Raw genomic sequence first — 25,514 nt, 5'->3', positions numbered from 1 at the left:
TATGGCAGTCAAGAAACGAATGAAAGATTTTACATTGATGGAGAAAATATATCTTCCATCAATTGCGGAAGGTTTGGCAATCACACTTAAAAACATGTTCAAACCAAAATATACAATGGAGTATCCCGAGGTCAAGTTTATCCCTTCCGGTCACTACAGAGGACGCCCCGTTCTGGTGGAAGAAGAGGATAAAACGGAAAGATGTGTAGCCTGCGGGCTCTGTTCACGAGTCTGTCCCGCACTTGCCATTGAAGTGCAGGCAGCCGAAACTGACAGAGAAAAAGAAAGATACCCCGAAAAATTTGAAATCAACATGCTCCGCTGTATCTTCTGCGGTCTGTGCGAAGAGGTTTGTCCCGAGGAAGCAATCGTCATGAGCAAGGAATACGAAATAGCCTTTACCAGCCGTGAAGATGCCATCTACGGTAAAGACAAACTCCTCACCCCAATCTCTGTTCTTCAGGACAGAATTGAGTTTCTGAGAGGAAACAAGTAAGTATTAGGTTTGAATTATGAGTTATAAGTTATTATTTTCTTGCAAGAGATTGATTTTTTAATGCCAAAATCGGATTTCTAAGGGCAGAATTAATAACTCATAACTCATAAGTAAGAACTAAAAGGTTATATTCGCTTTAATAAAGATGTTTCTCCCCGGTTCTCCTTTTATCAGTCCACGATTGGTGGCGAGGTGATTGAAGTATGAGCGATTGAGGAGATTATCCACACCAACGGTCAGTCTGATCTCGCCATAGGGGAGTTTGAACGGTTTGGAAGAAATGTTCAGATTGACCAGACCATAGCCGGGTGTCCGCTTTTCGGCAGCCGCAATTTTATTTTGGTCTGCCACACCTGTCACTTCGACTGATGCATCCGCAAATTCCACTGCTTTTATTCTAAGACCGATCGTGGCATTGTCTGCCGGCATAAACGGAAGGTCTTCCGTCTTCTTTGAATCCTCACCTCTTACTGCGGAGGCATTTCCGTAGAGAATCACTTCCTTTAACAGTTTCAGTTCGAAAGCAAGGTCGAAACCAAAGATTTTAGCAGCACCGAAATTTACCATCTGTGTGGCTGGTCTTCCCTGAAAAGTATATCCGGGGGTCTCAACCACGAGATTGGTAAGAGTATTCAGATAAAGGTTTGCCTTAAACATGGCTCCGGAGGAATAAAACCGGTATCCGAGATCGTAAAACCAGCCTTCTTCAGGATCAAGAGCAGGATTGCCGAGTTTCACAAGACCGCCAAGATCGAGGAATTGGAATCTCTCCTCGAGTGAAGGGGAGCGGAAAGACTTCCCAAAATTAAAACTCACCTGTTGCTCTTTCGTTATTTTGTAGAGAGAGGCGATATTCAAACTCCAGGAAAAATTGTTCTCATCTTTTGCTTCCCACAAAATCTTTTTTGAAGGTGGGTTGTTGTTTACCGCACCATTCACAGAAATATACTCGGGATTGTACGAGCTTTCACTTTTGATATTGATCAGGTCAAATCTGCCGCCGATGGCAATATTCAGGTTTTGTGCGATATTGTCGATTTCATTCTGAAAGAAGATTCCACCACTTCTGAATTTGGAGATGGGAACAGGTCTCTCACCAATAATGGTTGTGGTATCCTTAGTTCTGTTTTGGGTGATGCGTTGTCTTCTGCTGTCCATTTCTCTTTGCCATGCATCGACACCAAGAACAAACCTGTAGTTGCTGTTGAAGAGCCAGTTTGAAACCAGTTGAATGCCATCGCTGGTGTGATCGGCATAGGGGAGCAACCGTGCAGTTGGCAGCACCACTTCAGCATCTCTTACTATCAGTTGATGCCAGTATTTGATACCTATATTCGAGAGGGTGGATGAAATTTCAGAGAATTTGTATTCGGCTGAGTACGACTCCCTTTTTGCAGTGGGATATCGGGCAATGGCAGCGGCAGCGAAAGCAGACCCTCCTGGGAGCCCAATGTCGTCACCGCCATATCTCTGATAACTCAATTCAAATTCGTGGTTTAATACAGGTCTGAACCCTACTGCTGCACTCAGACTGTTGTCGTGGTAGTGACTGTTGGCAATATCACCATCGGGCGTTTCCGTGGCTGAAGCTCCTCTGAAAGAGCCTCTGACTTTTGCAAACCATTGATTTCCACCAGTGTTCAGTGAAACGCTTGTACCGAAACCTGTATTTACGCTGTTGTAGAAACCACCGATTGTACCGGTATAATAAAAATTGTCCCTGAATTTCCGGTTCTGGGTGATTACATTTACAATTCCGCCCAAGGCTCCTGTACCATACATCGAAGAAGCAGCGCCTTTTATTATCTCCACTCTCTCGATGTCGAACTGGTCAATCATCGACATTCGTGCACTCAATTCCGTAGCCGTTTCAAGCCGGTTTCCGTCAACCATCAGTACAATGCCTGTCCCTCTGATACCTCTGACGGAGATATCGGTAGCCCAGATTCCATCACGGGTTAGAGCAACACCGGGCTCCTCCTTCAGGAACTCCGCAAGGCTCAATTTACTGTGGTTGTCGATGTCGATTTTCCCGATAATGCCGAGTGGATATGGTGACTCCTGCAGGGAAGAAACATACCGCGGGCTTGTTACTGTCACCTCACCGAGATGGATTGCAACCGGTGTCATCAAAATATCGGCAGAGACCGAACCGGCGTTGTTGACCGACACTTCCATATTCAAGGGTGAATAACCGGCAAGAAGGAAGCGTAGCGTCGCCCTTTCAGTTCGCGGATGAGTTAATTCAAAATAACCTGTCTTGTCGGAATAAGTGCTTTTTTGGAAACTGACAGAATAAACGAGGACATTATCCAGGGGAGTCAATGTTTTTTCGTCTGTTATTTTTCCTGTTATTTTTACATTCTGAGCAAATACTGAAAGAGTCAGCAACAGAACCGGAACGATTATTTTCATCCTTGTTTCACCAAATAAATCAAAAATACATCTGATATATATTAAAACGGGAGGCGAAAAACAACTTTTGGAACACCTGAATCGGGCAAATATCAAAAAAAACGAAAAATAACCTGATGTGAGACCGGGAAAGCCGAAACATTAATAAAAAATTGTTAAATATTTTTGAAAAAATAGCTAAATTCGCCCTTTAACCCTGATTATTTATTCAGAAAATTGACCAATCGCGCAGGCATGTAAAACCCGGTAGAGAAATGAATTGTTTAATAGTAGATGATGAGGAAATTTCGCGGAAGATTCTTGAGAGGTTCGTTGCCCAGACAGAGAATCTCGAACTCGCAGGTTCCTTCTCCAATGCCATAGAAGCTGTAAAAATATTAAAAGATCAGGAGATTGATCTGGTTTTTCTTGACATTGAAATGCCCGAGATGACCGGCATTGAGATGATAGAAACCCTGAAAGAGAGTCCCCAGATAATATTTGTAACCGCAAAAGAGAATTATGCTGTTGAAGCTTTTGAGCACAATGTAACTGACTATCTTCTTAAACCTATAAGTTATGCAAGGTTTCTAAAATCGGTCGATAAAGCGATTGAGATATACAACAAATATGCGGAGGGGACTGCACCCGGCTACATTTTTGTAAAAGTTGATTCAAGACTTTTGCGACTCAATCTTGCTGACATAAATTTTATTGAAGCAAAAGGTGACTATATACAGTTGCACACACAAACAGGAAAGCATCTTATTTATTCGACGATGAAGCACATTGAGGCTAAACTTCCCAAGAAGGAATTCGTAAGAGTTCACAGATCATTTATTGTCAGGATCGACAGAATTGCCGACATCACGGAAAACAATCTCATGGTTGATAAAAACATCATCCCCATTGGAGCGATGTATAAAAATGATCTTTTAAAGAAACTTAACATATTATAAAAAGGAAAAAGAGAGAGATGAAAAGAGAAATACACGGATGGTGGAGCCCGCGACTGGAGAAGAACATGGAAATAGTTGTTTACGGGCACTGGGGCATTCCGTTGCTTATGTTTCCCACTGCCGGTGCGGATTTCCTTGAGTATGAAAGATTTCAACTCATAAATGCCATTTCACCTTACATCGAATCGGGAAAGATCAAGGTTTTCTCGATAAACAGCATTAACAACGAGAGCTGGTTGAACAATTCGATGATGCCACACCATAAAGCACTCCGACACATGACATACAACTACTATGTTACGGATGAAGTGGTGCCATTTATCCACAACAACTGCGGTGGACTGCAACCCATAATGCTTACGGGTGCTTCACTTGGAGCACTTCATGCAGCGAACATCTTTTTCAGAAGACCCGACCTGTTTGCCGGTACGATACCGATGAGTGGTTATTATGACCTCAAATCGTACACAAAGGGGTATTATGATGAGAATGTTTATTTCAATTCACCTGTCGATTATCTCTCAAACCTGAATGACGAGAATCTGTTAAATCAGATGCGTCACAACAAGAGGATAATAATTGCTACAGGTCAGGGAGAATATGAGGCTCCACAGGGGTCAATCAATCTTTCCAATATTCTTCGGAGCAAAGGGATACCCCATGAACTTGAGATTTGGGGACACGACATGCCGCACGACTGGCCTACATGGAGAAAAATGCTTCCATACTTTGTCAGCAAACTTTGATTTTACGGTCAGATCTCAATAAATTTATTGAGAAACAGGTTCCCCGCCTGCCCTGAAAAAGCAGGATTGAAAACCACGCCCATATAATTCCCCTTTTTGAATGCAGCAGGAATCTCATTGTGATCAGTGAGAACTGCTGCGTTAAATTCATTCGATGAGGGGAGAAACAGCTTCTCGAAATAAAGCCCGTCAAGAGTTACAGCATCCATAAAGACCACGGTATCACATATATCGGCACTAAGTTTTGCGGGAAGTGGTGGAGCCACCGATGGAACAGTGAGTGACAGCGGGAAAAACCCAAGCCCGGCTTTGCCAGCCTCATGAGTGTTTTCACACATTATCGAGAATCCGTTCCCGATACCCAAAACCGGTTTTTTGATCATGCGCAGCATCGAAAAAAGATTGAGTAGGTGGAGCCGTTTGATGGCTTTTTTCAAGTCTTGACAATCGGGGAGGATGATTTTTTCTGCCGACAGTATTTCACTTTCAACAGATGTAAATTTGAGGTTTACTCCAAGCTTCTCCAGTTGCCAGAGAAGATATTCGGGTCTCTCGCCGTAATCAATAATTGCTGTCATGGGGTCGTGTATAAATTTAAAAAAAGAAGGGACGCGGATACATCTTAGTGCGTCCGCGTCCCGTTAGAGAAATATTGCTACTTCAAAAGCTGCATTTTTCTTGTTTCTTTATACAATTTGCCGTCAACAGAGGTGGCAGTGATTGTATAGATATAGCTTCCGCTGGAAAGGTTTGATGCATTGAAATTCAACTGGTGTGAACCGGCTGCGAAATCTTTGTCAGCAATCTTTGTAACTTCAGAACCCATCATGTCATAAACAGTGATGTTAACTCTGGAAGCTGCAGGAAGAGAGAATTTGATTGTCGTTGAAGGGTTGAACGGGTTTGGATAGTTCTGCTGCAATGCAAAAGAATTCACACCGGCGACATCCACTTCGACAATGTTTGAATAAGCAAATTCACCGTTGAGGTCAATCTGACGAAGTCTGTAACAGATTGTTCCTGTTGGAGCCGAATTGTCAACAAATTTGTAAGCCTGTTTGTCAGTTGTTGAACCGGCACCTTTTACGAAACCGATCTTGTTGAATGCGAGTCCGTCTGTTGATCTTTCAACTTCGAAACCGAGGTTGTTGGTTTCGGTGGCTGTTGTCCAGTCAAGGACCACAGCTTCACCTGTCTGCATAGCGGTAAATGATGTCAGCTCCACAGGAAGTGAAATGGAAGCTTCGTGAGCACCCTTGTAAGGGAACATTGCGTTTCTTGGATTGCCATCGATGTCAAATTTTACTGATGGCATCGGCATTCCTCTTAAATCCCAGTCACCGTTTGAAGCACCTGTAAGGTGGAGGTCGGTGTTGGATACAAAATTGACCATTTTGTAGATCGACTGTGGATCCTGTGAAGTTGCGGTTTTCCAGTCGTTCAAAGTTGCAACAGCACCGGTCCCGTAATAACCGAAATTTGAACCAATACCGGCAAGATAGTAGGCATTCCAGTTGAAATTAATGATGTTGGTAGCACTTGCTGTCATCGGGAAATGGATAAGATAAGAGCTCGGAGTGCTGTTTCCCTGGTGGAAAATGTTGTTACCGACATTCATTGTAGCATCGGAGTTTAATTCGTAACCGATGCATGCATTGACACCTGTGGTTGCAGGGGCATCAATTCTGAAAGAGTTGTGGCCAATATTGATGATTCCGTTCCATGTTGCCGAACCGAAAACGATACCGTAGTATCTGTTGGCTGTGGAAACGCCTGAATTTGTGAAGTTTGGAGCAATAAAGTTGTTTGCAACATTGATAACACCGGTATTTCCATAAACCACAATTGCACCGGCGAATCTGTTTGCAGCGGTATTCACGGCAATTTTGGGGAATTTGTTGTTTGCGACTACTGTAGTATCATTTGTAACACTTCCTGTAAGGTAAACACCAGCGTAGAATGTACGGTCTCTTGGATCAGAAATTATGATGGTGTTACCAACATAGTAATTCTTTGCAATGTAGAAGGTTGTTATGGCTCTTCTGCCTGCGTAGATGTCGCATCCCTGAATCGTTCCGGTTACGGGTGATGTAGGGTCATTTCCCCACATTCCAATACCTGATTCAAAAGAAGAAGCATCACTTCCGATCTGGCAGTTGGAGATGAGGATATTGTCAGGACACTGACCTACTGTGCCAATTGATCCGTCAACTGCGATACCCGCAGTGTTTAAGGTTCTTGAGCTGTTTACATTAAGAACTTTGACATTCTGGATTGTTACAAAGTCTGAATTATCCTGTACTTCGAGAGCCCATCTTCCGGTTGCGAGGTTTGCCTCGAATGTAAGGTCTCTTGTGCCGTCAGCGTTGTTGCCATTCGAACCGTCGATGGTTACATAGCTTGAGTTGAGTATAGTAAAAAATTCATTCGTGGCATTAACACCGGTCAGGGTGACCACAGGCTGTTTTGTTGCAGCAGGTTTGATTACCAGTCTGTTGGTCGCAGTAAAGGTGTTGTTGTTTATGAAGCAGTGAGCGGTTTCGGTAAGGTTACCGTCGATGATAAATGTGACAACCCCGTTTGCACCATTTGTTGAAATAGCTGCACATGCAGCAGAAAGGGTCGCATAACCCTGAGGGTTAGCTCCCTGCGGGATGTAGTATGTTCCTGAGAGTGCCTGTGCGTTTAATGCACCAAGCCCGAGGAAAAACAGGAATAACGATAATTTTGTGATGATATTTTTCATGGTTTCTCCATTTTTGTTTGTATCCAATGATTAGATAAACAGCATCTAAAATTAATCATTAGAGAGGAGACTACAAAACATTTAACCATTGATTGAAAGAAGATGTCGAGAGGGAGGTGTAATAAAGAAAGCGGAGGTTGAATTATCTATCCAACTCTCCGCCACCATGGGATATCTTGTTTTATAACCTGTATCAGGTTGTTATTTTACAAGAAAAGATACTGCTTTATTAGCTGAAGGAATTTTATTTGCAAGAAGTGCAGATATTGAATATTTCCCTCCACCCGTAAAGAAGAGAGTTCCAAAGACAGTCAGGTAGAGGAGAGCCATCTCTTTTTTCTGAAACGGATCATCACCGTGTGCAATAAATGCTGCAACCACCATTGTAATAATCAAGGGAATTGTTACAGTTCTGGTGAAAAGTCCCAGAATTACGAATATTGCAAGAAAAAACTCTGCTGACATTGCGAGAAAAAAGCTCGCTTTCATACCAATTCCAAGGAAATCGAGAAATTTTATTTCCTCCCCGGAAAAGAACTTAACAAATTTACCGTAACCATGACCAAATGCCATGAAACCGCCCGCAAAAATTCTAAGGAGAAGTAATCCTAAGTCATTCATTTTTTTATTCCTGTATTTAAGTTGTGTGAATTATATGTTATAACATGTAATTTTTTATAAGAGTTCCCGTGGAATAAAACAAAAAAACGAAAACGGTTACATTCTTTTACAAAGGTTTACCTGACGGTGGCACATGTTACAATTTTGCGGAGTAACTTGACCTCAGAATTTAACAATACTTTCAATCACAAACGACCGGGAGACAGCAATGAAAACTTTAACCAGCACCATCGTTGTAGTTTTAATGCTCATTGCAGCAACACCTGAGATTAAATCTCAGAGCACAAATCGATTCAATTTGAATTCGATTACATCGTTAAAGAACGGTATCACCTCGAACAACACAGGCTTGAGGAAAAGCTCGATATATATGGCCGGTCTCTACGAAGTAAAGGAAGTCGCTCCACTTCTTGCGGAAGAGATGAAAAAGGAACTTGATCCTTCGACCAAAATCCTGATAGCCCTTGCACTCTTCAAAACAGGTGATGAAAATTTCCTGGGAGTCATCGAGACCATGGCAAAAATTGAAAAAGACGACCAGGCTCGCAGAATGATGTATGCCATCACCGAGCAAATCAAAATGGACAGAACAAACTCAGTACCTGCAGAGTAAAAAGAAGATATTTCGCATAAATCATTACCCCTTCGCATTACCTCAATAATGCCAAGCCCGGTGCCGCCCCTTAAACAAGGGCGGTTTTTTTATTTAGAGGACGCAGATGCACGCTGATTTGGCGGATTAACGCAGATGGGAAAATGGTTACAGAGGGCATGGATTTTCCACGGATTAAATGGATTTTTTGTTAGAGCCCTCCGGGCGACATATGGGGAGAAATACTCAACCTCAAGAAAGCCCTCCGGGCGACATATGGATAGAAGAATGGCAACCATCACCAAAAAAGCCCTTGTGGCGACATCTGTTTTAACGAAATCTCGCTTATATCACACTCATAACTTTTTTAAAATAAACAAGTTACGACCACTTTGTAAATTTTGTATATTATAATATAAAAAATTTACAATCTGCTTCTGTAGCCAAACGACTGCACAAAATTTTCTTCCACATTGATTTTTCGGGATGACACAAGGTAAGCTCCAAAAACTCCGAGGCCTCCTTCGATATTGGAGAAAATAACCTCATCGAGCCTTACTGAAAAGTCATCGAGATATCCCTCGGTCGAGCCGTAATAGTTACCGAGGTTTTTATCCATAACCATCACTTCGAGTATGGCATCCTGAATAACATAAGAATATTTGTCCTGATCTCCGGCTGAAATCTCCGACATTATCCTGTTGATTGCCGCATACTCATAAATTAAAATCTTATCTCTCGTTACCCCGGGGTACAAAGGCTTTTGTGTACCCGACACATCAGCAAACTTGAGCGGAATTTCCTTTTTATAACCTTTAACTACACCGTTTTTATCGGTAGCGTAGTAGAGGACAAGCTTGGGAACATAAATATTATCGGGTGAACCGGACCATTGAATGGTTAGAGCCTTTTCCGATGGATTTTGAGTAATTGTTGAGATAAAATTCTTTGACAGCTTAAAATCCAGATCGCGAGGAACAGCACATTTCGATTTAAGAATCTTGCCATCGGGCATGACAGCAGTCAATGTGAGTGTGTCATTGACACGGGCTTTCATCTGATTCAGGACATAGATAGGAGCCGGTGCCCCAAACTTTTGTCCAATTGCTGTGGTTGTAGAATCTTTAAAAGTGTATGTATTATCGTAAAATTTTGAGTAGATGGAGATGGCAGCTCCGGAAATAAACGGGGAGACGGAATTTTCGTTTGGGTTAAATCCCGGTACATTATAGGTTTTAGCGGCAATGGCAATCTGTTTGACAGAGTCACCTTTTATAACCAGGTTGAGAATGTACTTTTCCTCATAATTCTTTTTAGGATCGAAAGAAGAATCACATCCAGTGAACAAAAGAAATACAGCAAGCACAGTAAAACTAAAAAAGAGATTTTTCATATTTGCACCTTCAGGGAAAGGGATGGAAGGAAGGGGAGCATGTCAACCCGTTCACCCGTTTTATCGTCGAAATAGAAGATATTTCTTCTGTCGTAAACATTAATTATGCTGAAATCGAGTGTGCAAGCCATATAATAGATAAAGTGTGTTTTTGAGACTCCGATATCCATCCTGTGATAAACAGGGAATCTCTCGGAATTCTGAAGTCCATAGAGCGATTTGGGATCATACTGCCCGAGAGCGAGCCACTGTGTCCAAAAATCATCTATTCTAAACCTGTCGAGATATCCGGCGAGTGGTGTGTAGGGCCTTCCTGTCGAGAAATTCCAGGTGAGATAAATATTCCAGCCGTCTCCCGGATTAAATCCAAGAATGGAATTAAGTGAGTGCCGTGTATCATACCTTGGGGAGTATCTGGCGCCATCCTTGAACTTATAAGCCCATCCGAGTGAATAACCGGCTTTGAAGTAAAACATATCCGACTGCATAAGCAGGTCGGCTTCAAAACCGTATGATTCACCATTTAACTGAATCAGATCCGGGTCACCTGCAGTGAATTTACGGTCATTAAAATCGGTAAGGTTCCTGATATCCTTGTAGTATCCTTCGAGTTCGAGAACAATTCCGGGAAGTGGCGCGATTTTCACTCCGGCGATGTAATGATAAGCCTCTGGAGTAGTGAGATAATCGGGGACAACTATCCAGGGCTCAAAAATGGAAAGGAGGTCATTTTCATCAACAAGAGTGGTTACTTCCTGTGAATACTTGCCAAAAGAGGCTTTTAGAGTAAGCCAGTCGGCTACTTTGTAAGTCGATTTAATTCTGGGTTCGATGAATCCTGCACGGTTTTTGGTCAGGGTAGTCATCAGAATTCGTGCACCGACATCAAGTCCAAAATCTTCGAAGGTGAGGAATTTGTATTTGAGATAAATGTTCATCGAGACACCACTCGACTCGAGTTTGGTCCTTGATCCGCGCAGATTTTCCTGATCGAGAGTCGAATTGAAAATGGTTGTATGAAGTCCGACACCAAGTTCATCTCTTGAATCAAAAATGTAAGTGAAATTCCATTTCGAAGAGAAATCTGTAACGGAATTTTTCCTGTCTTTCACATTGCTAAGATTTGGAGTGACTGCAGCATCAAAAGATGAAAGTGAAAAAGTCATTTCAGAAAATATTGGAGCAGCCCAAACCTGATACCAGTTCAGACCGAGAACATTGTTTTTCAGGGAATAATCTTCTTTGAAAGGATTGTTGTTTTTCAGATCATCCTGACTTCCAAAAAGGTGGAAAACAAATTTTGAGTTCTCCAGAATCTCAGGATTGCTGTAGTTTACCTTAAAAGAGTAGTCGTAAAAATCGAAAGGGGAGGTTTTGTTGTTCAGGAATTTCTTCAGTGTTTCTGTAAAATAGCTCTTTCTTCCGGTCAAAATAAAACTTCCACCCGGTATCGGTCCCTCCAGGAAACCTTTTCCGGAAAGGAGCGATGCATTCAGACCGGCACTGAAGTGGTTCTTGTTGCCGTCTTTTGTGATTATATCGAGCACCGAGGAGAGTCTTCCTCCATGTTCGGCAGAAAAACCCCCTTTATGAAACTCGAGTGCCGAGGCAATTTCGGGATCGACGACAGAAAAAATGCCAAGAGCGTGAAACGGATTGTAAATGGTGGCACCGTTCAGGAGAACGACATTCTGTTCATTATCACTGCCTCTGACAAAGTATCGTGCAGAGACATCACCTGTTGTGCTGACACCGGCAGTATATTGCAAGGTACGAAGAATATCGGCTTCCACTCCCTTGGGAAGAAGTTTTATCTCCTGTGCGGTAATTTTCTCGAGACCGAGATCAGTGGCATTCGCTTCGACCGTTTTTTCACCGTAAATGGTAAGGGTTTGGGTAGTATAAGAGGCCGGAACCAGTTTCACATCTATTTGGGTGATCTTACCGGCAGGCAGATCGACTGTAATTTCCTTTGGTTTGTAGCCGACCATCGAATATATAATGGTCTGTTTTCCATCAGGAACAGAAGTTATGATGTAATAACCCGAAGTGTTGGTGGTGGCACCTGTAGTTGTGCCCTTGATGACCACATTGGCGTAGATGACCGCCTCGCCGTTTGTGGAATCGGAGACAAATCCTCTTAAAGTGGCTTTGTATGGTTCGGGATTTGCTTGTGAAAAAATAAGAAATGAAGAGAACAGAAACAGAACAGGAAAAAATTTCAAACGGAAAACTCCTCTGTGAGAAACGGTAAACCGGTTGCGATGATTAAAACGCAACCGGTTGTTCAATAAAAAGACAAATTATTTCTCTAATATTAAGGAATTGGCTGATATTTTTTTGTAGAAATAATATTATCCTTTAATCATAATGAGCATCATTTTGGTTTTTTCGAGAGCAATCAGCCCGTGAGGAACATTCGCAGGAAGTTTTATTATCGATCCTGTTTCCACAGTGAAAGGTTCACCACCAATTTTAATCTCCATTTTCCCTTCAACTATATTAACAAGAGCATCAAAAGGAGAGGTGTGTTCAGTCAGATTTTCCTCTTTGTCGAAAGCGAAAAGGGTGACATTACCGGAAGGATTTTTTAACAACTGTCTGCTGACAATCGCTTTTTCCGAGTAGTTAATCAACCCGGAAACATTACCATTTATATCTATATTTAACATTTTATGCCTCAAATTACTGGATTATTGGATTACTGCATTACTGCATTATTGGATTATTGGATTCACTCAAACATCATGTCGAGCTTGTTTTTTGCCTCGGGAGACATTCTCTTCGGGGTCCACTGTGGCTCCCAAACGAGGTCTATGAATATTCTGTATTTAGGGAAACTTGTCTGGAGTTGTCTTTCAACCCATTGAAGAATACTGTCGTGCATGGGGCAACCGGGAGTGGTAAGGGTCATTCTGACGAGGATAACATCTTCCCTAATGATCACATCATAGATCAGCCCCAGTTCAACTATGTTCAGATTGAGTTCGGGGTCAATTACATTCTCCAAAGATTTTAGAACGGCTTCATTGGATGGTATCAAGTCATCACCTTTTGTAGATTGAAAGAATATTGTATGAAAAAAGGATTATCCCGACGAAATAGAAGGAAAATCCCGCTAAAATCAATGATGGTAAATTGATCAGAATAGCAGGAACAATCAGAAGAATCGAAAAATTTGTGATGTAGTACTGCATTTTCGAGAGATTCCTGTTGTAAAGGTCTTTCAGCAGGGGAACATCCTTCAGACCAACCTGAGAGCTGTAATAGTGGAACCAGATCAGAAACGGGATAATTTTGTACATCTGCCCAAGAATCAGTTGGGTGATAAACCCGAAGATCAAAATAAAACCGTAGAGAACGGGAAAATTCAACTTCCGGACACTTTCATAATGTCCGAAAAAGAATGTGGCACTGAGCAAAACAGCAATAAGGAGGGCAGAATAGGCAAACATCGAAAATTTTATTCCGAGGTCGAGATTTTTCTTCATCCTCTTTTTAATTATTAAAATGATCTGGACAAAGAAAAGGATGAATCCTGCTGCAAGGAAGGGGACAAACACATAGTCACCCGCACTTCCGAAACCTGCAACCCTAAAAAGTGAAAAACCAAGAACCCCTGAATTAACAAGGATAAACACCACCCATGCCGGTTTTACTGAAAAACCATGGGAAAGTGTGAACATCGGAATCAGTTTCAATGAAACACCGGCAATTACCATCCCGATCCACCCTGCTATGCCGATATGTGCATGAACAGTCAGGAGACTAAGATGGTCGCCCGGAATGAAGGGGAAACCGAGATTTATAGCGAGAAGGAGTCCAAGCGCCACCACAAGGAACAGATGGATGTTTGAAGCCATCAGAAAGAGCCCTGTGAGGTTGTTTTTCTTTCGTTTGCTCAGGGTAACTGCCATGTTAATAAGAAAAAGAACCACCGATATCACGACCAGTGATCCTCCAGTTATCATTAGGGCACCGAATGAAAATACCCAAAATGAATAGACGAGCAGTATCATTCCCGACATATGGAAAGCATACTGTGCAAAAGCAAGTTTTTCCGAAAAGAGTTTCACCTTCAGAATGATCGAAATCAACTGGAAAATGGCTCCAAAAATAGTCAATGCAATCCAGCCAAGAATGGTCATGTGAGTGATCGCAAGCAATTTTGGAGAGAAGTGGTGGCCTGTGATTTCATCATAACTCAACAACAGCATAATACATACTGCAATGAGAGAGACAATTGCCGTAATAAAATAGGTCGAGACAAGTCTGAAAGAGGGCGAAAGTTTTGTTGCGAAACCCGGAACCATTCTAATCTTTCTTTGAGATAACTACTTTGTAATAGTTGTCATTTATCTTTGTCGTGACAGCCTGAAAACCGATTTCCTCCAGTTTCTCATAGAGCATCATTGGTTCTCTGTGGTGGTGAACGAGGAGGATGGTTTTTTCGTCAAGTTCTCTCACCTTGCCGAGTATTTTAATCATCGGTTCAGGCGGTTCAAGGTCTCTCACATCCATCTCGATCACATCGGGGCGCTCTGTTTGTGCTGATGGTGTTTTGTTGTCATCCACAGATGCGTTCCCTTTATCAACCGGCTTGAAAAAATAGATGTGGAAGACGGAATCGAGGACCTCTGTATAGTGGTCGAAGCCCCTTTTAGCAAGTACTGTATAGAGAGGCATCGGTTCAAAAGAGTTGAGGAGGTGAAACACTTCTCCCTCTTTCAGAATGGAAATGTGGTCCATAATCAGATGAAAAGGATCAACACCTCCTGCGAGAGTCTCTCTTACATCAAGTTTAAGTTTTGGGGAATTTGCTATAAATTCCACGATATTCCCGTTTATTTCATTGTTTAACACTCTATGCCTCAAAATTATTGGATTACTGCATTATTGGATTTTTGGATTATTGCGAGTTTGATTTGATCGTCGAATATATTTTTGATTTTTGTGATCGATTTTTCCTTCACCTCCTCAAGGTTGGTGTTCGAGAAAAGTTCATAAGCTGTCGCCCGAAGGTTGCTCCACTGGTGATGAACAGGACAGGGGTCGTCAGGATTGCACCTGTTGAATCCGAGGACACACATGTTGAAAACCTCGAGTCCGTCGAGGGCATTGATGATATCGATCATTTTGATCTGTGAAGCGGGAAGGGCAAGACTGAAGCCACCTCCATTTCCCCTTTTTGAATCAATCAGCTCCGATGTGGTAAGCTGTTGTAAGATTTTTCCCGTGAAATCTTTTGGAATATTGAGGGTGCCCGATATCTCTCCGGCGGATATTGTCGTTCCCGATGGAAGGGTAGAGAGGAGCAGAACAGTCTGCAATCCGTATTCGCATTTCTTTGAGAAAATCATAATTAACCTAAAAATCTTTCCTGTTAAATTTCAGAAGTGCCGCACCAAGAGGGAGCACCATCCACAAACAGAGGGCAAAGGCAGAGATTACTGTTCCTGTTGCCGACTGGAAATATTCCTGAAATATCGCACCTGTATAACCCATGAGTGCGGCGGAATCGAGGTGGATCAGGCAGAAAATTCTTGCGAGATCAATCGGATTGAAAGAACTGATCATCAACAGGGGAAGTTCGAGAGGCCAGTCGGCAAAGTAAACCGAAATTGCCAGAATGATTCCGTCATAGAGCAATGCAAGCAAAAACCAGAGGGAAAGAGAGAGTCCAAAACCCTTTGCCTTGTCGTCCTGAAAAATTGCGATTAAGAAAGCTATCGCAAGAAAAATGAATGTGATAAATGCTCCCGTAGCAAGAAGTGAACCGAGAGGTGCCGCCAATGCCATCGTAATATCAGAAAACAGGAGAAATGGAATCAGTATTCCGAGAAACTGAGCAAGTACAAGTGGAATGGAAACACCGAACCATATTCCGGTAACGAGGTTGATCCTGCGAACGGGTTGTGTAAGCATAAAGAGAATATATCCCTTGCTGTTGTAGTAGAAAGTGGTGCCATGCAGGAGTGTAAGCAAGGGCACAAACGAAACATTAATGCTCAGGATATTGGCTATTACTCCTGATGGTTCACTCGTAAAGTGAAAAATCAAAGAAGTGAAAAGGAGGAAAAAGAGGAAATAGAAAATTACCAGTCTCGATCTCAGTACATCTCTTATCTGATATTTAAAGATCTTAATCATATCGTGCATGGTACAAATCCCTTTGTCATGATACTTGCCACGGCTCTCTCAAGGCTGGGTGTGTCGTTCAAAATTTTCAGATTGTCGATGCTGCCACTGTACCTGACTTTCCCCTCGAGAAGAAAAATTACCTGATCTGCCAGTTCATCCACCTCGGGCATAATGTGTGAAGTGAGGATGACCGTTGTCCCTGCCTTGTGAACCTGCAGGATTTTATCTTTCAGTATACCTGATGCTACCGGATCGAGTGATGAAGTAGGTTCGTCGAGAATCAACAGTTCCGGTTTGAACATGAATGCAATGGCTGCGGAAAGTTTCTGAAGCGTACCACCTGAAAGCTGCTTTATCTGTTTGTTTTGATGCTCTTCCAGTCCGAACTTTTCGTAGAGTTCAAGGTCGTAATCTTCAATATCGCTTCTAAGATCTTTCAACAGTCTGATTGACTCTTTTACCATAAGATTTGCAGGGAAACCGTGATTCTGCGGAAGATACCCGATCTTTTTTCTGTAGTCTGTGTTGTTCTTAACAGAGGTGCCCTCAAAAAGAATGGAACCATCATTCGGGATGACAAGTCCAAGAATCGATTTCAGAAGGGTGGTTTTCCCCGAACCGTTTGGACCAACAATGGCAGTTACACTTCTTTTTTCGATCTCGAGTGTGACATCGGAAAGAGCGGTCTGCTTTTTGTAAAACTTTGAAAGCCCAATGGTTTTTATCATGTCAAACTCCTCATCCGCGGTTTTTCATCAATAAGCTGCTTTGGTGTAAGTGATGGGAACACTCTTTCCGCGAAATCGAGCAATCGTGTAAAGAGACCCCTCATCAGAATAAGTGCAGGTTTATACTCTGTCACAATCACCGAAAAAAGAGAAACGGGAGGATACGGGACATCGCCGTACCCATCCTTGTTTAGGTCATATCCACTGTAGTTGTCCCAGTAGTTACCTGCAAATTTGTTGAAATTTTGTCGGGAATTGGTGGCGACATCAAAATTATTGGTATAGAAATTGTTTCCTGTAAATTCGTTGTCCATCGAATTTGCCAGCAGTTCAATAGCCCATCCGTTGTTTACGAAAATGTTGTTTTCGATTATTGATCTGCCTGACGCCTCCAGGTAGATACCTTTGGTATTTCCGGAAAAAGTGTTTTTACGAATGGTTGAAGAGTTAATGTCTTTGAGTAACAATCCGAAGGAGGCAGGTCCCTTGTTGTCGAAAAAGATGTTTTCTGTCATTTCGATTCGGGAGGAATACATGACTGCCACACCGGCACCATTTTCAGAGAACCTGTTTTTATAGTATCTGCTGCTGTCAGAGAACATAAAGTGAAGCCCGTAGCGGAGGTTTTTCTTTGCAGAGTTGCCTTCTATTTGGTTGTTTTTGCTGAATTCGAGGTAGATCCCGTCCCTGTGACCCGAGATAGTGTTGCCGGAAATGGTGGTAAAGTTACAATTCCACAAATGGATTCCGTTCCCTGAGTTGGTCTCCTGCTTCGCAAATGAGAGAATTTTGTTTCCGGAGAGAGTAATCCTGTTTGTTTTTTGCAGATAGATGCCAAAAAAGTTGTTGTAAAGGTCGTTTGAGACAATTGAGCAGTCAGCTACTTCTTCCAGACGGATTGCAGCGTTTTCGAATTTGTAGTTGACTTCGGAATTGATCAGTTTCAGACCTTTTATGGTGACATTTCCGGCTCTGATGAAGAAAATGGAGCCCTTCCCACCTGCATCAATGACAGGCAGATCCTCGCCTACTATGACAACTTTACGGGATATAATTATATTTCGCCAATGATAAACACCTTTTTTTATCACGATTGTATCAGCTTTTGTTTTGGTGAGAGCTGTTTCAAGACTCATACCATTCTCTTTCGAAACAACTATCGAAGAGGCGTTGATGACAACAGAAACAACCAAAAAAAGGAATAGTCTGATCATTTTATTTCAACTCTTTCAAAAGTTTTGCCCAGTTGTAGTGAACAGCGTTTTTATCTTTGACCGTGGCAATGGCTTTTTCGTGTGATCTGAAGACTGCGAGATGTGCACCCATCGGGCTGTTTATTTCATTGCTTACCACGAACATCCCGGTTTTTGCATCAAAGAGTTTTTCGGGCTCGATCATTGATGTGACAAAAACAGCACTTTCTTTTTCATCATAATTACCCGGCATTTGACAATATCCGACGAGACACTCGATTGAGTCAAATTTGAATACCTTCCCCTTAGGGGTGATAAGTTCACTTCCGAATCTGTGGTCGGTAATCAACATCTGGCAGAATGTACAGTTGTCTTTGCCATAACTAATTGGTTCAGGGTCTTTTCCAGAGCAGCCCGAAACAACGAGGGAAAGGAGAGCCAGGAGGAGTGTTGCATATTTCATTTTAGTTTGCCTTTTCTTTCTGAATAAATAACAAATGCAAACATAATCAAAGGAATTGCTATAAAAAGTGACCCTGTCCAAGGGAGAGAAGTGGCGTTGATATTAAGGAGCTGTTTGCTGCCGATTAATGGCGGCTGGTAGCTCATTCCGGGCACTTTAATCGGTGCGTTGGGATTCAAATCATGTCCGTAATCGTATTCCCACATGTAAAAGTCATACATGCCTGCCAAACCCAGCAGAATTATGGCTATCGAGAGAAAAAGGAGAGTTTTTGAACCGCCTTTCCATGCAACGAGCAATCCTGAAATTGTGAGTATCACGATTATGTAAGGCATTATATGGAGTTCAGGGATCGACTCTTCATCTATGGTTTTCATCCCGATGTAGTGATTCAGTCCGTTCAGTGTGTTCAGATCGTTGGGTCCCTCACCCGTTATTTTATTTATCCAGATATACAGCCCCATTCCCTCGGGATACTGCGGAGCCTGAATGTCAATCTTCCAGATCGGAAAAAGGAAAGTCCCGAGAAGAAGCAGTGAGGCGAAAGCTGATAAATATTTTGATTTAGTTTTCATTGTAATGTCTTAAATAGTTTGGGAGGAGACAACTTAACAAGTCAGTTGACTCCTCCCGGAGAAGTTTATTTTCCTGTTCCAAATGACAAAGGTACATTCGAACCCTGCGGCGAAACCCTTGCATATCCCGACATTTCCTGATGAAGAGCCGAACAGAAATCAGAGCAGTAGAACGGGTAGATTCCGGGTTGTTTTGGTTCCCACAGTATCGTTCTTGTTTCTCCCGGCATGATAAGGAGTTCGGAATTTGTCATCCCTTTAATTGCGAAGCCGTGAGGAACATCCCAGTCCTGTTCGAGGTTTGTGACATGGAAGTAAACCTTGTCGCCAACCTTTATTCCCTCGAGATTGTCGGGATTAAAGTGGCTTCGGGAAGCTGTCATGTAAACTCTGACCGTGTTTCCTTCCCTGACGACTTTGGCATCCTTTTCCGACTTTGTTGCGTGAGGGTTGCCGTTGTCCTCGTTTTTGTAAATTTTCATGAAGTCTTTTCTCAGTATCGAGGCTTCAATCCCTTGAGCATAGTGAGGTTCACCTGTGGTGGGGAAGTCGAGCAGCAATTTCATTTTGTCACCGCTTATATCGATCAGTTGAGCCGACTGTGTAAGCGAAGGTCCTGTGGGGAGATATCTGTCTTTTGTGATTTTATTCAGGGCAATCAGATATTTTCCGAATGGTTTTTTTGTATCGCCACCCATAACAAGAAGGTGACCGATCGAGTAGTAAACGGGTATACGATCAACCACTTCCCATGTGCCAAGTTTCCATTTCACCACTTCAGAGGAGATAAATGCGGAAGTGTAGGCAAATCCTTTGTCATCGAACTCGGTATGGAGAGGTCCCAGACCCGGATTTTTTACTTCACCTGCATTGATGTCTGCATATTTCAGAACAGGGATACCGTTGATGTCGCCATCGAACTTTTTGTTATTGATTGCATCCATCATTTTTGTGAAGGAATGAACCGGTAGAACGGTTGCGAGTTTACCACCGGCTACTATATATTCACCTGTCGGATCCACATCAACGCCATGAGGTGATTTAGGAGTCGGCAGAAAATAGATCATACCCGGACAGTCTTTCGGGTCGAGAATTTTTACCGTTTTTATGTTTTCCGACTTCGCAACCCTTGTTTTTTCATCAACGAAGTTGTGGTAGTAGTCAGCCGGCATATCTTTGGCTTTTCCGGCTTTCAGATATTCTTCCGCTTTTTTCCAGTTTACTGCTGCGATAAAATCCTTGTCGTTTTTGGAAGCATTGATTTCGAGCAGTGTGTTTGCCTGTTCAGAATTGTAGGAAGTGAAAAATGCCCAGCCGTGTGAAGGACCTTTTCCTGCACGGGCGAGATCATAGTTGAATCCCGGAGCAAGAATTTGAAATTCAAGGTTCATTCTTCCATTTTCGGGAGCCACTTTAATGAATGAGATGGTGCCTTTAAAGTTTTCTTTGTAGGACTTTATATCCACATCTTCATTAGGGATGGGAAGTGAAAATCTTGTTGAAGCGACCACATACTCTGAGTTTTCAGTGGTGAAAGGTGAACCATGGTTGCCCGCTGAGTTCGGAATTTCAATAATTTCAGCAGTTTCGAAATCTTTCAGGTCGAGTCTGGCTATTCTCGGGGTGTTGTTTGCATTGATGAAGAGCCACTTGCCGTCAGCCATTCCCTCTTTCTGTGAGAGTGAAGGGTGGTGGGCATCATCCCAGGGAATAAATCCATGTGAGGTATTCAACATTGCTTTGGTTTCTTCGGAATAACCGTATCCCGTTTCAGGATTCTGGGAAAAAACGGGAATGATTTTGAACAGTCTTCCTGAAGGTATTCCGTACACCGAAACCTGGCCACTAAACCCGCCCGACATGAAGGTATAAAACTCATCATACTCACCGGGTTTTACATAAACACGCTGAGGAGCATCGCCTGTGTCGAGTGCTGATGAGGATTTCCCGCAACCTGTAATCAGTATTACCGGGAGGATAAAAGCTGCAAGCAGCAAAAATTGGATCATCTTTTTCATGATATTGCCTTCGGTTAAAGTTATTTGGGTTTGTTTACTGATCTGAAGTATTCCAGCACTGCCAGGGCATCATCCTTTGTAAGATTTTGTGAAGGCATTTGTGTCATGTATTCCGCGAGCATCTTCTGAGCTTCAGGATGTTTCTTCAACATCTCTTCGGGATTTAACATCATGTTTACGATGTATTCAGGTGTCCGGCGGTTTGTTACATCCCGCTGGGCAGGTCCTGTATATTTTTCATCAAGTTTGTGGCATGCAGCACACTTTTCGTTGAATATCTTTTCGCCTTTTGAGGCTTTTGCGAGGTCCAACTCTCCAAGGGTGAGTTTTTCCTTTATGGGCCCAATTCCATTCTCCATTTCAAATTCGGAAAGACCCGAAGTGTTTGTTGCAGCCGCTCCGTCACTTCCTGAAGCATTTGATTTCTTTTTAGCCTGTGAATCTCCGCCACCACAGCCGGTGATTCCTGAAACTATTACCAAAAACATTACGAAAAAGAATACTGAGTAAATTGATTTAGTGGACATGTTGTCTCCTTTATGAAAACGGATAAAAAAGTCTGATTATACTTCAAAATTTTTTCAAACAGATCGGGTAAAGAAGGAAATCGACAAAATCAGAAATTGATTTCTCATCTTTTGAGCTGTTTTCAAAGAATCTCCTGTTGAATTTATAATCAGATAAAAAAGTCTGATTCAAATATAGGGTTTTTGTTTACCAATGTCAAGGATTATTTAAAATATTTTTTTAGGCGGGGGATTTTTGGATTATTGAATTACTGAATTATTGCATTATTAGATTAAAACATGGAACATTATTCAATAGTTTTCCGTAAAATACGACAGACAATTCAATAACCTTTGAGAAACAAAATGTTCATCACACTTTTAATCTTCAATTTTCTCGTCAGCTTTCTAACCTGCGCGATCATTGCATATGCATTCAGGAAACCATTGGATACCATTTTCAACCGGCTGGTGAAAGAAGACATCTACATAGCATGGAGCAGGTACATTCTTTTTACGATCTTTGTGGTTGGTATCTCGGGTGGAGTTCGCATCTGGGATCTGGAAAAATATCTGAACACAAACGAAAAAACAGGTGCATACACATATTTGTTGACCGATGAGAGGTGGGCACTCGAGATCTACAGAGCGATAATGGGTACTCTCGAGGCAAATGCGTGGATGCTTCTCTTCGTATTTCTTTTTGGACTCGTGGCTTATGTAATCATCAGATTCACAGAGAGCAATCAGGAAAACAAAGAAAGACAGTTAAAAGCCTTTATGAGAGATAAGGACGCCTGACTCTCTTTTATTTCAAAAGAGTGGCTTTTATCGTCTTTGTCTCGGAACCTGCAGTTACTCTTACAAAATATATGCCGGAAGCCATATCTTTTGATGTAAATTCAATTGTATGGTTTCCCGCCTCCTGAGTATCAGCAAAGAGTCGCTTAACAAAATTTCCTCTGATATCGTAAACCGACACATCCACTGAAGCCTGCCTGGCTATTGTGTAGTTAATCGTTGTAGAAGGATTAAATGGATTCGGAAAATTCTGATATAAATTGAAGGAACCGGGATTTTTCGATTCATCTTCGATGCCTGAAGGATTCGTCTGAAGTTTAATGATCATCGATCCCTTTCCTGCCAGCTCACCAGGAATTGCAAGACCTGCAAAACCGCCCTGGTAATTAACGGTTATCTGACCAAGACTTGCGCCTGACTCGAGATCGTAAACAAAGAAACTTCCCTGATCCAGGTTTGACTGATTCATCGAAACAGTAAAGCCTGAGACAGGAAAATCGCTGAAATTGTGGATTACATAAACAACCTCGTTTTCAAGGTCTCTTCCGAACGAGTAAATATTTGCATTTGATGATGTACCGGCACGGTATCCACCTCTGCGAAGAGCTTCCTCCTTGTTTCGCAGATGGATCAAATTTCTGTAGCGGCTAAGGAGTGATCCCGGATCGCCAGACATCGTCTGAATATTGTTTGTTGTGTAGGGTGTCCCAAGGGCGTACCAGGGAGTGCCTGTTGTGAATCCGCCGTTTGTACCCGGTGTCCACGGCATGGGTCGTCTTTTGTTCTGATCCTGACCGTATCCATTCATACCGATTTCTTCACCGTAATAAATAAAAGGAATTCCCGGAAGTGTAAGGTACACCGATGCGGCAAGTTTCATCCATTTCTCATTCTGATTGAGGATACCAAAGACCCTGTCCTGATCGTGATTGCTAAGAAATGTAGCATACTGCAATGGCTGATACGATGAAACAACAGAAGAGACCTTGTTAGCGAGTCCGGCAGGGGCGGAATTTTTTACGGCATTGATGATTGCTGTGGCAAGATCAAATTCGAAGCACGCATCAAGTCGTGTACCGTTTGAGTAAGGGACAATTTGGGCAGTTGAAGACCACACTTCACCCACCACAAAAGCATTCGGGTTTACACTTTTATAGTAAGTCCTGAACTCCTGAAGAAAAGAAAATGTTGCCGGCACATGCTCCATAATCTGTCCGTTTTCAAAAAGGTGTTTAATGGCATCAAGTCTGAATCCATCAACATTCAGGGTATCCAGCCAGTAACGGACGATGTTAAACATATCATTTTTAACGGGGGCATGGCTGTAGTCGAGGTCGGGCATTCCGCTTGAGAACATACCAAAATAGTAGTAGCTGTTGAAGGGGTGCCAGACAGTCTGTCCCCAGGTACCTGTATAGCCCGGGTTTGTGTTTCGCCAGATGTAATAGTTTCTGTATGGTGAGGAAGGATCGGTTGAAGCTGCGAACCAGGGATTTTGCCGCGAAGTGTGGTTCATAACCAGATCGATAATTACTTTTATTCCCCGCTGGTGTGCCTTTACAAGAAATTCCTTGAAATCGTTCATTGTTCCATAATCTGAGGCAATTCCCCTGTAGTCATTCACATCGTAGCCGTGGTAACTTGGGGAAGGATTTATTGGCATCAGCCATATACCGGTGATCCCAAGATCGGTTTTTGTATTCGGGTCGCCATCGTTCAGGTAGTCGAGCTTTTGAATCAGTCCACGGAAATCACCTTTACCATCTCCGTTTGCATCATAGAAACTTCTTACAAATATTTCATAGAAGACAGCATCGTTCCACCAGTTTCCGGGTGTTTGTGAGCGAAGTGATGCAGGTAAAAAAAGAAGTGAGAGCAGGAAGATAATTTTAAGGGATTTTAAGGATTTCATTTTGGCGCCAAGGTTCAAAAAATATTGACTGTATAAATACTAAATTTCTACACTATATAAAAGGCGAAATGGTTAGTTTTGCATTTTGAAATTTTAGAAGTGTAATGAAAAAACATCTCAGTACCGACAGTAAAGTTTTCCCTTTTCTCTCCCTTATTGTTCTGGCAGTCATTTGGGGCAGTTCATTTATTTTAATGAAAAGGGGACTTGAGGCGTATTCGCCAATCCAGGTTGGTGCCCTCAGGGTTGTTCTTTCCGCTTTGGTCTTACTGCCTGTAGCCTGGAAACATTATCATTTGTATCTTAAAAAGTATTGGAAACACTTCCTCTTTTTCGCATGTGTGACCAATCTGCTGCCTGCAATTCTTTTCGCACAGGCACAATCACAGATATCAAGTTCTCTCGCAGGAATTCTCAACAGCATGTCACCCATATTTACATTCGGAATCGGAATAATTTTTTTCGCCGCACCATTCAAAGTAAATCAGGCAGCCGGACTTATAATGGGAATAGCAGGTTCAGTGATGTTGATTCTTTTCAGTGGCGGGGGACTCGGCGATATTAATTACTATGCATTTTTTGTCGTGCTCGCTACGATGTTCTACGGACTCGGCAACAACTTCCTTAGAAAATATTTCATGGGAATTCCTCCTGTAGCACTTACCGCAGTATCCTTTATGACCGTGCTTCCTGTAGCTTTCATTATTCTTGTTTTGTCGGGATTTGCGGGTACTGTAACGACACATCCACTCGCTCTTCAATCACTGGGATATGTCGTTATTCTTGCCATTGTTGGAACCGCCATGTCGCTCATCCTGTTCAACAAACTGATACAATCAACTTCAGCGGTATTTGCATCCACCGTGACTTACCTGATACCGATTGTTGCTGTAGGTTGGGGCTTGCTGGATGGTGAGACGATCTCGGTAATGCACATCGGGGGACTGATCCTGATCATTTCGGGTATCTGGTTTGTGAGCAAGGGATAATATTTGAAGTTTGAGGTTTGATGTCAGAGGTTTGAATAGTTCCACGGATGTCACGGATTGAGCACAGATTCCACGGATTGGATTTTGAGCCCTTGTGGCGACATGTGAAAAAGCTATGAGAAGGTATGTTTAAAAAGTTAATTTAAAATAATAAGGGGCATCCTCGCTGCATATTACTAAAATTCAGTAATTTGTGTATCATTAAACAACCAACACAAACAGTCAAAAGGATGCCCAAAAT

25 protein-coding genes are annotated in these 25,514 nt (G+C 42.3%); 6 read left to right on the top strand and 19 right to left on the bottom strand.

All coding sequences use genetic code 11. From position 1 onward, the window contains the following. Nucleotide 1 precedes the first annotated feature (1 nt). Nucleotides 2-496 carry an NADH-quinone oxidoreductase subunit I gene (locus LCH52_00125; GenBank protein MCA0386878.1) on the top strand — a complete coding sequence of 165 codons (495 nt, stop codon included), beginning with the start codon at nt 2-4 and terminating at the stop codon, nt 494-496. 117 nt (nt 497-613) lie between these two features. Here LCH52_00125 and LCH52_00120 read toward each other — a convergent pair whose 3' ends face one another. Beyond that, nucleotides 614-2,911, bottom strand: a complete 2,298-nt coding sequence (locus LCH52_00120; GenBank protein ID MCA0386877.1) for a TonB-dependent receptor — start codon at nt 2,909-2,911, stop codon at nt 614-616. Between the two features lie 254 nt (nt 2,912-3,165). Between LCH52_00120 and LCH52_00115 the strand changes: the two genes are divergently transcribed. After that, a complete protein-coding gene (locus LCH52_00115; protein MCA0386876.1) occupies nt 3,166-3,849 on the top strand; it encodes a LytTR family DNA-binding domain-containing protein in 684 nt (227 codons plus the stop codon). Nucleotides 3,850-3,866: 17 nt separating this feature from the next. Then, nucleotides 3,867-4,595: an esterase gene (locus tag LCH52_00110; protein ID MCA0386875.1), complete on the top strand. Its 729-nt coding sequence runs from the start codon at nt 3,867-3,869 to the stop codon at nt 4,593-4,595. Between the two features lie 8 nt (nt 4,596-4,603). Here LCH52_00110 and LCH52_00105 read toward each other — a convergent pair whose 3' ends face one another. The 3 genes from LCH52_00105 to LCH52_00095 form a co-directional block, all read right to left on the bottom strand. Further along, the gene (locus LCH52_00105; GenBank protein MCA0386874.1) at nt 4,604-5,173 is read right to left on the bottom strand and encodes a hypothetical protein; all 570 of its coding nucleotides are present in this window, start codon (nt 5,171-5,173) and stop codon (nt 4,604-4,606) included. A gap of 77 nt (nt 5,174-5,250) precedes the next feature. Then, nucleotides 5,251-7,341 carry a T9SS type A sorting domain-containing protein gene (locus tag LCH52_00100; GenBank protein ID MCA0386873.1) on the bottom strand — a complete coding sequence of 697 codons (2,091 nt, stop codon included), beginning with the start codon at nt 7,339-7,341 and terminating at the stop codon, nt 5,251-5,253. 201 nt (nt 7,342-7,542) lie between these two features. After that, nucleotides 7,543-7,962, bottom strand: coding sequence for a DoxX family protein (locus LCH52_00095; GenBank protein MCA0386872.1), 420 nt, complete (start codon nt 7,960-7,962; stop codon nt 7,543-7,545). Nucleotides 7,963-8,170: 208 nt separating this feature from the next. Between LCH52_00095 and LCH52_00090 the strand changes: the two genes are divergently transcribed. Next, entirely contained in the window at nt 8,171-8,575 is a 405-nt protein-coding gene (locus LCH52_00090) for a hypothetical protein (protein ID MCA0386871.1), read from the top strand. Nucleotides 8,576-8,978: 403 nt separating this feature from the next. On the opposite strand, the gene LCH52_00085 is transcribed toward LCH52_00090, so the two are convergent. From LCH52_00085 to LCH52_00020, 14 genes are all read right to left on the bottom strand, one after another. Beyond that, nucleotides 8,979-9,947, bottom strand: coding sequence for a DUF4249 domain-containing protein (locus LCH52_00085; protein MCA0386870.1), 969 nt, complete (start codon nt 9,945-9,947; stop codon nt 8,979-8,981). Beyond that, a complete protein-coding gene (locus LCH52_00080; GenBank protein ID MCA0386869.1) occupies nt 9,944-12,172 on the bottom strand; it encodes a TonB-dependent receptor in 2,229 nt (742 codons plus the stop codon). The genes LCH52_00085 and LCH52_00080 overlap by 4 nt, the downstream gene beginning before the upstream one ends. A 129-nt stretch (nt 12,173-12,301) precedes the next feature. Beyond that, entirely contained in the window at nt 12,302-12,619 is a 318-nt protein-coding gene (locus LCH52_00075; GenBank protein ID MCA0386868.1) for a cupin domain-containing protein, read from the bottom strand. A 62-nt stretch (nt 12,620-12,681) separates the two neighbouring features. After that, nucleotides 12,682-12,987, bottom strand: coding sequence for a metal-sulfur cluster assembly factor (locus tag LCH52_00070; protein MCA0386867.1), 306 nt, complete (start codon nt 12,985-12,987; stop codon nt 12,682-12,684). A 7-nt stretch (nt 12,988-12,994) separates the two neighbouring features. After that, nucleotides 12,995-14,260 carry a hypothetical protein gene (locus LCH52_00065; GenBank protein MCA0386866.1) on the bottom strand — a complete coding sequence of 422 codons (1,266 nt, stop codon included), beginning with the start codon at nt 14,258-14,260 and terminating at the stop codon, nt 12,995-12,997. Between the two features lies 1 nt (nt 14,261). Continuing rightward, nucleotides 14,262-14,810: a DUF2249 domain-containing protein gene (locus LCH52_00060; GenBank protein ID MCA0386865.1), complete on the bottom strand. Its 549-nt coding sequence runs from the start codon at nt 14,808-14,810 to the stop codon at nt 14,262-14,264. Between the two features lie 14 nt (nt 14,811-14,824). After that, a complete protein-coding gene (locus LCH52_00055) occupies nt 14,825-15,307 on the bottom strand; it encodes an Rrf2 family transcriptional regulator (protein MCA0386864.1) in 483 nt (160 codons plus the stop codon). Nucleotides 15,308-15,314: 7 nt separating this feature from the next. Further along, complete coding sequence (locus LCH52_00050; protein ID MCA0386863.1) at nt 15,315-16,097, bottom strand: ABC transporter permease subunit; 783 nt, start codon at nt 16,095-16,097, stop codon at nt 15,315-15,317. Then, the gene (locus LCH52_00045) at nt 16,094-16,816 is read right to left on the bottom strand and encodes an ABC transporter ATP-binding protein (protein MCA0386862.1); all 723 of its coding nucleotides are present in this window, start codon (nt 16,814-16,816) and stop codon (nt 16,094-16,096) included. Before LCH52_00045 ends, LCH52_00050 begins: the two co-directional genes overlap by 4 nt. Then, nucleotides 16,813-18,030: a nitrous oxide reductase family maturation protein NosD gene (locus LCH52_00040; GenBank protein MCA0386861.1), complete on the bottom strand. Its 1,218-nt coding sequence runs from the start codon at nt 18,028-18,030 to the stop codon at nt 16,813-16,815. The genes LCH52_00045 and LCH52_00040 overlap by 4 nt, the downstream gene beginning before the upstream one ends. A gap of 1 nt (nt 18,031) precedes the next feature. Beyond that, complete coding sequence (locus LCH52_00035) at nt 18,032-18,472, bottom strand: nitrous oxide reductase accessory protein NosL (GenBank protein MCA0386860.1); 441 nt, start codon at nt 18,470-18,472, stop codon at nt 18,032-18,034. Then, nucleotides 18,469-19,047, bottom strand: coding sequence for a hypothetical protein (locus tag LCH52_00030; protein MCA0386859.1), 579 nt, complete (start codon nt 19,045-19,047; stop codon nt 18,469-18,471). The genes LCH52_00035 and LCH52_00030 overlap by 4 nt, the downstream gene beginning before the upstream one ends. A gap of 65 nt (nt 19,048-19,112) precedes the next feature. Continuing rightward, the gene (nosZ, locus tag LCH52_00025) at nt 19,113-21,065 is read right to left on the bottom strand and encodes a Sec-dependent nitrous-oxide reductase (protein ID MCA0386858.1); all 1,953 of its coding nucleotides are present in this window, start codon (nt 21,063-21,065) and stop codon (nt 19,113-19,115) included. Between the two features lie 20 nt (nt 21,066-21,085). Further along, complete coding sequence (locus tag LCH52_00020; protein ID MCA0386857.1) at nt 21,086-21,592, bottom strand: cytochrome c; 507 nt, start codon at nt 21,590-21,592, stop codon at nt 21,086-21,088. Nucleotides 21,593-21,937: 345 nt separating this feature from the next. Here LCH52_00020 and LCH52_00015 point away from each other — a divergent pair, with 345 nt between their 5' ends. Further along, nucleotides 21,938-22,372 (top strand): hypothetical protein, encoded by a 435-nt coding sequence (locus tag LCH52_00015; GenBank protein MCA0386856.1) that lies wholly within the window; start codon nt 21,938-21,940, stop codon nt 22,370-22,372. A gap of 7 nt (nt 22,373-22,379) precedes the next feature. Here the strand turns inward: LCH52_00015 and LCH52_00010 are convergent, their stop codons facing one another. After that, complete coding sequence (locus tag LCH52_00010) at nt 22,380-24,284, bottom strand: T9SS type A sorting domain-containing protein (protein MCA0386855.1); 1,905 nt, start codon at nt 24,282-24,284, stop codon at nt 22,380-22,382. Between the two features lie 104 nt (nt 24,285-24,388). Here LCH52_00010 and LCH52_00005 point away from each other — a divergent pair, with 104 nt between their 5' ends. Continuing rightward, entirely contained in the window at nt 24,389-25,273 is an 885-nt protein-coding gene (locus LCH52_00005) for a DMT family transporter (GenBank protein ID MCA0386854.1), read from the top strand. Nucleotides 25,274-25,514 lie beyond the last annotated feature (241 nt).

This window comes from Bacteroidota bacterium, assembly GCA_020161395.1.
Classification (GTDB): domain Bacteria; phylum Bacteroidota; class Ignavibacteria; order Ignavibacteriales; family Ignavibacteriaceae; genus UTCHB3.
This window is presented reverse-complemented; position numbering and strand designations above follow the sequence as displayed.

Bases quoted from the DNA above. Each gene is read 5' to 3' on its own strand.
- LCH52_00085 (MCA0386870.1), bottom strand. From the start codon at position 9,947: ATGAAAAATCTCTTTTTTAGTTTTACTGTGCTTGCTGTATTTCTTTTG.
- LCH52_00110 (MCA0386875.1), top strand. From the start codon at position 3,867: ATGAAAAGAGAAATACACGGATGGTGGAGCCCGCGACTGGAGAAGAAC.
- LCH52_00105 (MCA0386874.1), bottom strand. From the start codon at position 5,173: ATGACAGCAATTATTGATTACGGCGAGAGACCCGAATATCTTCTCTGG.
- LCH52_00120 (MCA0386877.1), bottom strand. From the start codon at position 2,911: ATGAAAATAATCGTTCCGGTTCTGTTGCTGACTCTTTCAGTATTTGCT.
- LCH52_00055 (MCA0386864.1), bottom strand. From the start codon at position 15,307: ATGATTTTCTCAAAGAAATGCGAATACGGATTGCAGACTGTTCTGCTC.
- LCH52_00020 (MCA0386857.1), bottom strand. From the start codon at position 21,592: ATGTCCACTAAATCAATTTACTCAGTATTCTTTTTCGTAATGTTTTTG.
- LCH52_00125 (MCA0386878.1), top strand. From the start codon at position 2: ATGGCAGTCAAGAAACGAATGAAAGATTTTACATTGATGGAGAAAATA.
- LCH52_00010 (MCA0386855.1), bottom strand. From the start codon at position 24,284: ATGAAATCCTTAAAATCCCTTAAAATTATCTTCCTGCTCTCACTTCTT.
- LCH52_00090 (MCA0386871.1), top strand. From the start codon at position 8,171: ATGAAAACTTTAACCAGCACCATCGTTGTAGTTTTAATGCTCATTGCA.
- LCH52_00035 (MCA0386860.1), bottom strand. From the start codon at position 18,472: ATGAAATATGCAACACTCCTCCTGGCTCTCCTTTCCCTCGTTGTTTCG.
- LCH52_00030 (MCA0386859.1), bottom strand. From the start codon at position 19,047: ATGAAAACTAAATCAAAATATTTATCAGCTTTCGCCTCACTGCTTCTT.
- LCH52_00100 (MCA0386873.1), bottom strand. From the start codon at position 7,341: ATGAAAAATATCATCACAAAATTATCGTTATTCCTGTTTTTCCTCGGG.
- LCH52_00040 (MCA0386861.1), bottom strand. From the start codon at position 18,030: ATGATCAGACTATTCCTTTTTTTGGTTGTTTCTGTTGTCATCAACGCC.
- LCH52_00050 (MCA0386863.1), bottom strand. From the start codon at position 16,097: ATGATTAAGATCTTTAAATATCAGATAAGAGATGTACTGAGATCGAGA.
- nosZ (MCA0386858.1), bottom strand. From the start codon at position 21,065: ATGAAAAAGATGATCCAATTTTTGCTGCTTGCAGCTTTTATCCTCCCG.
- LCH52_00005 (MCA0386854.1), top strand. From the start codon at position 24,389: ATGAAAAAACATCTCAGTACCGACAGTAAAGTTTTCCCTTTTCTCTCC.
- LCH52_00095 (MCA0386872.1), bottom strand. From the start codon at position 7,962: ATGAATGACTTAGGATTACTTCTCCTTAGAATTTTTGCGGGCGGTTTC.
- LCH52_00015 (MCA0386856.1), top strand. From the start codon at position 21,938: ATGTTCATCACACTTTTAATCTTCAATTTTCTCGTCAGCTTTCTAACC.
- LCH52_00065 (MCA0386866.1), bottom strand. From the start codon at position 14,260: ATGGTTCCGGGTTTCGCAACAAAACTTTCGCCCTCTTTCAGACTTGTC.
- LCH52_00075 (MCA0386868.1), bottom strand. From the start codon at position 12,619: ATGTTAAATATAGATATAAATGGTAATGTTTCCGGGTTGATTAACTAC.
- LCH52_00045 (MCA0386862.1), bottom strand. From the start codon at position 16,816: ATGATAAAAACCATTGGGCTTTCAAAGTTTTACAAAAAGCAGACCGCT.
- LCH52_00115 (MCA0386876.1), top strand. From the start codon at position 3,166: ATGAATTGTTTAATAGTAGATGATGAGGAAATTTCGCGGAAGATTCTT.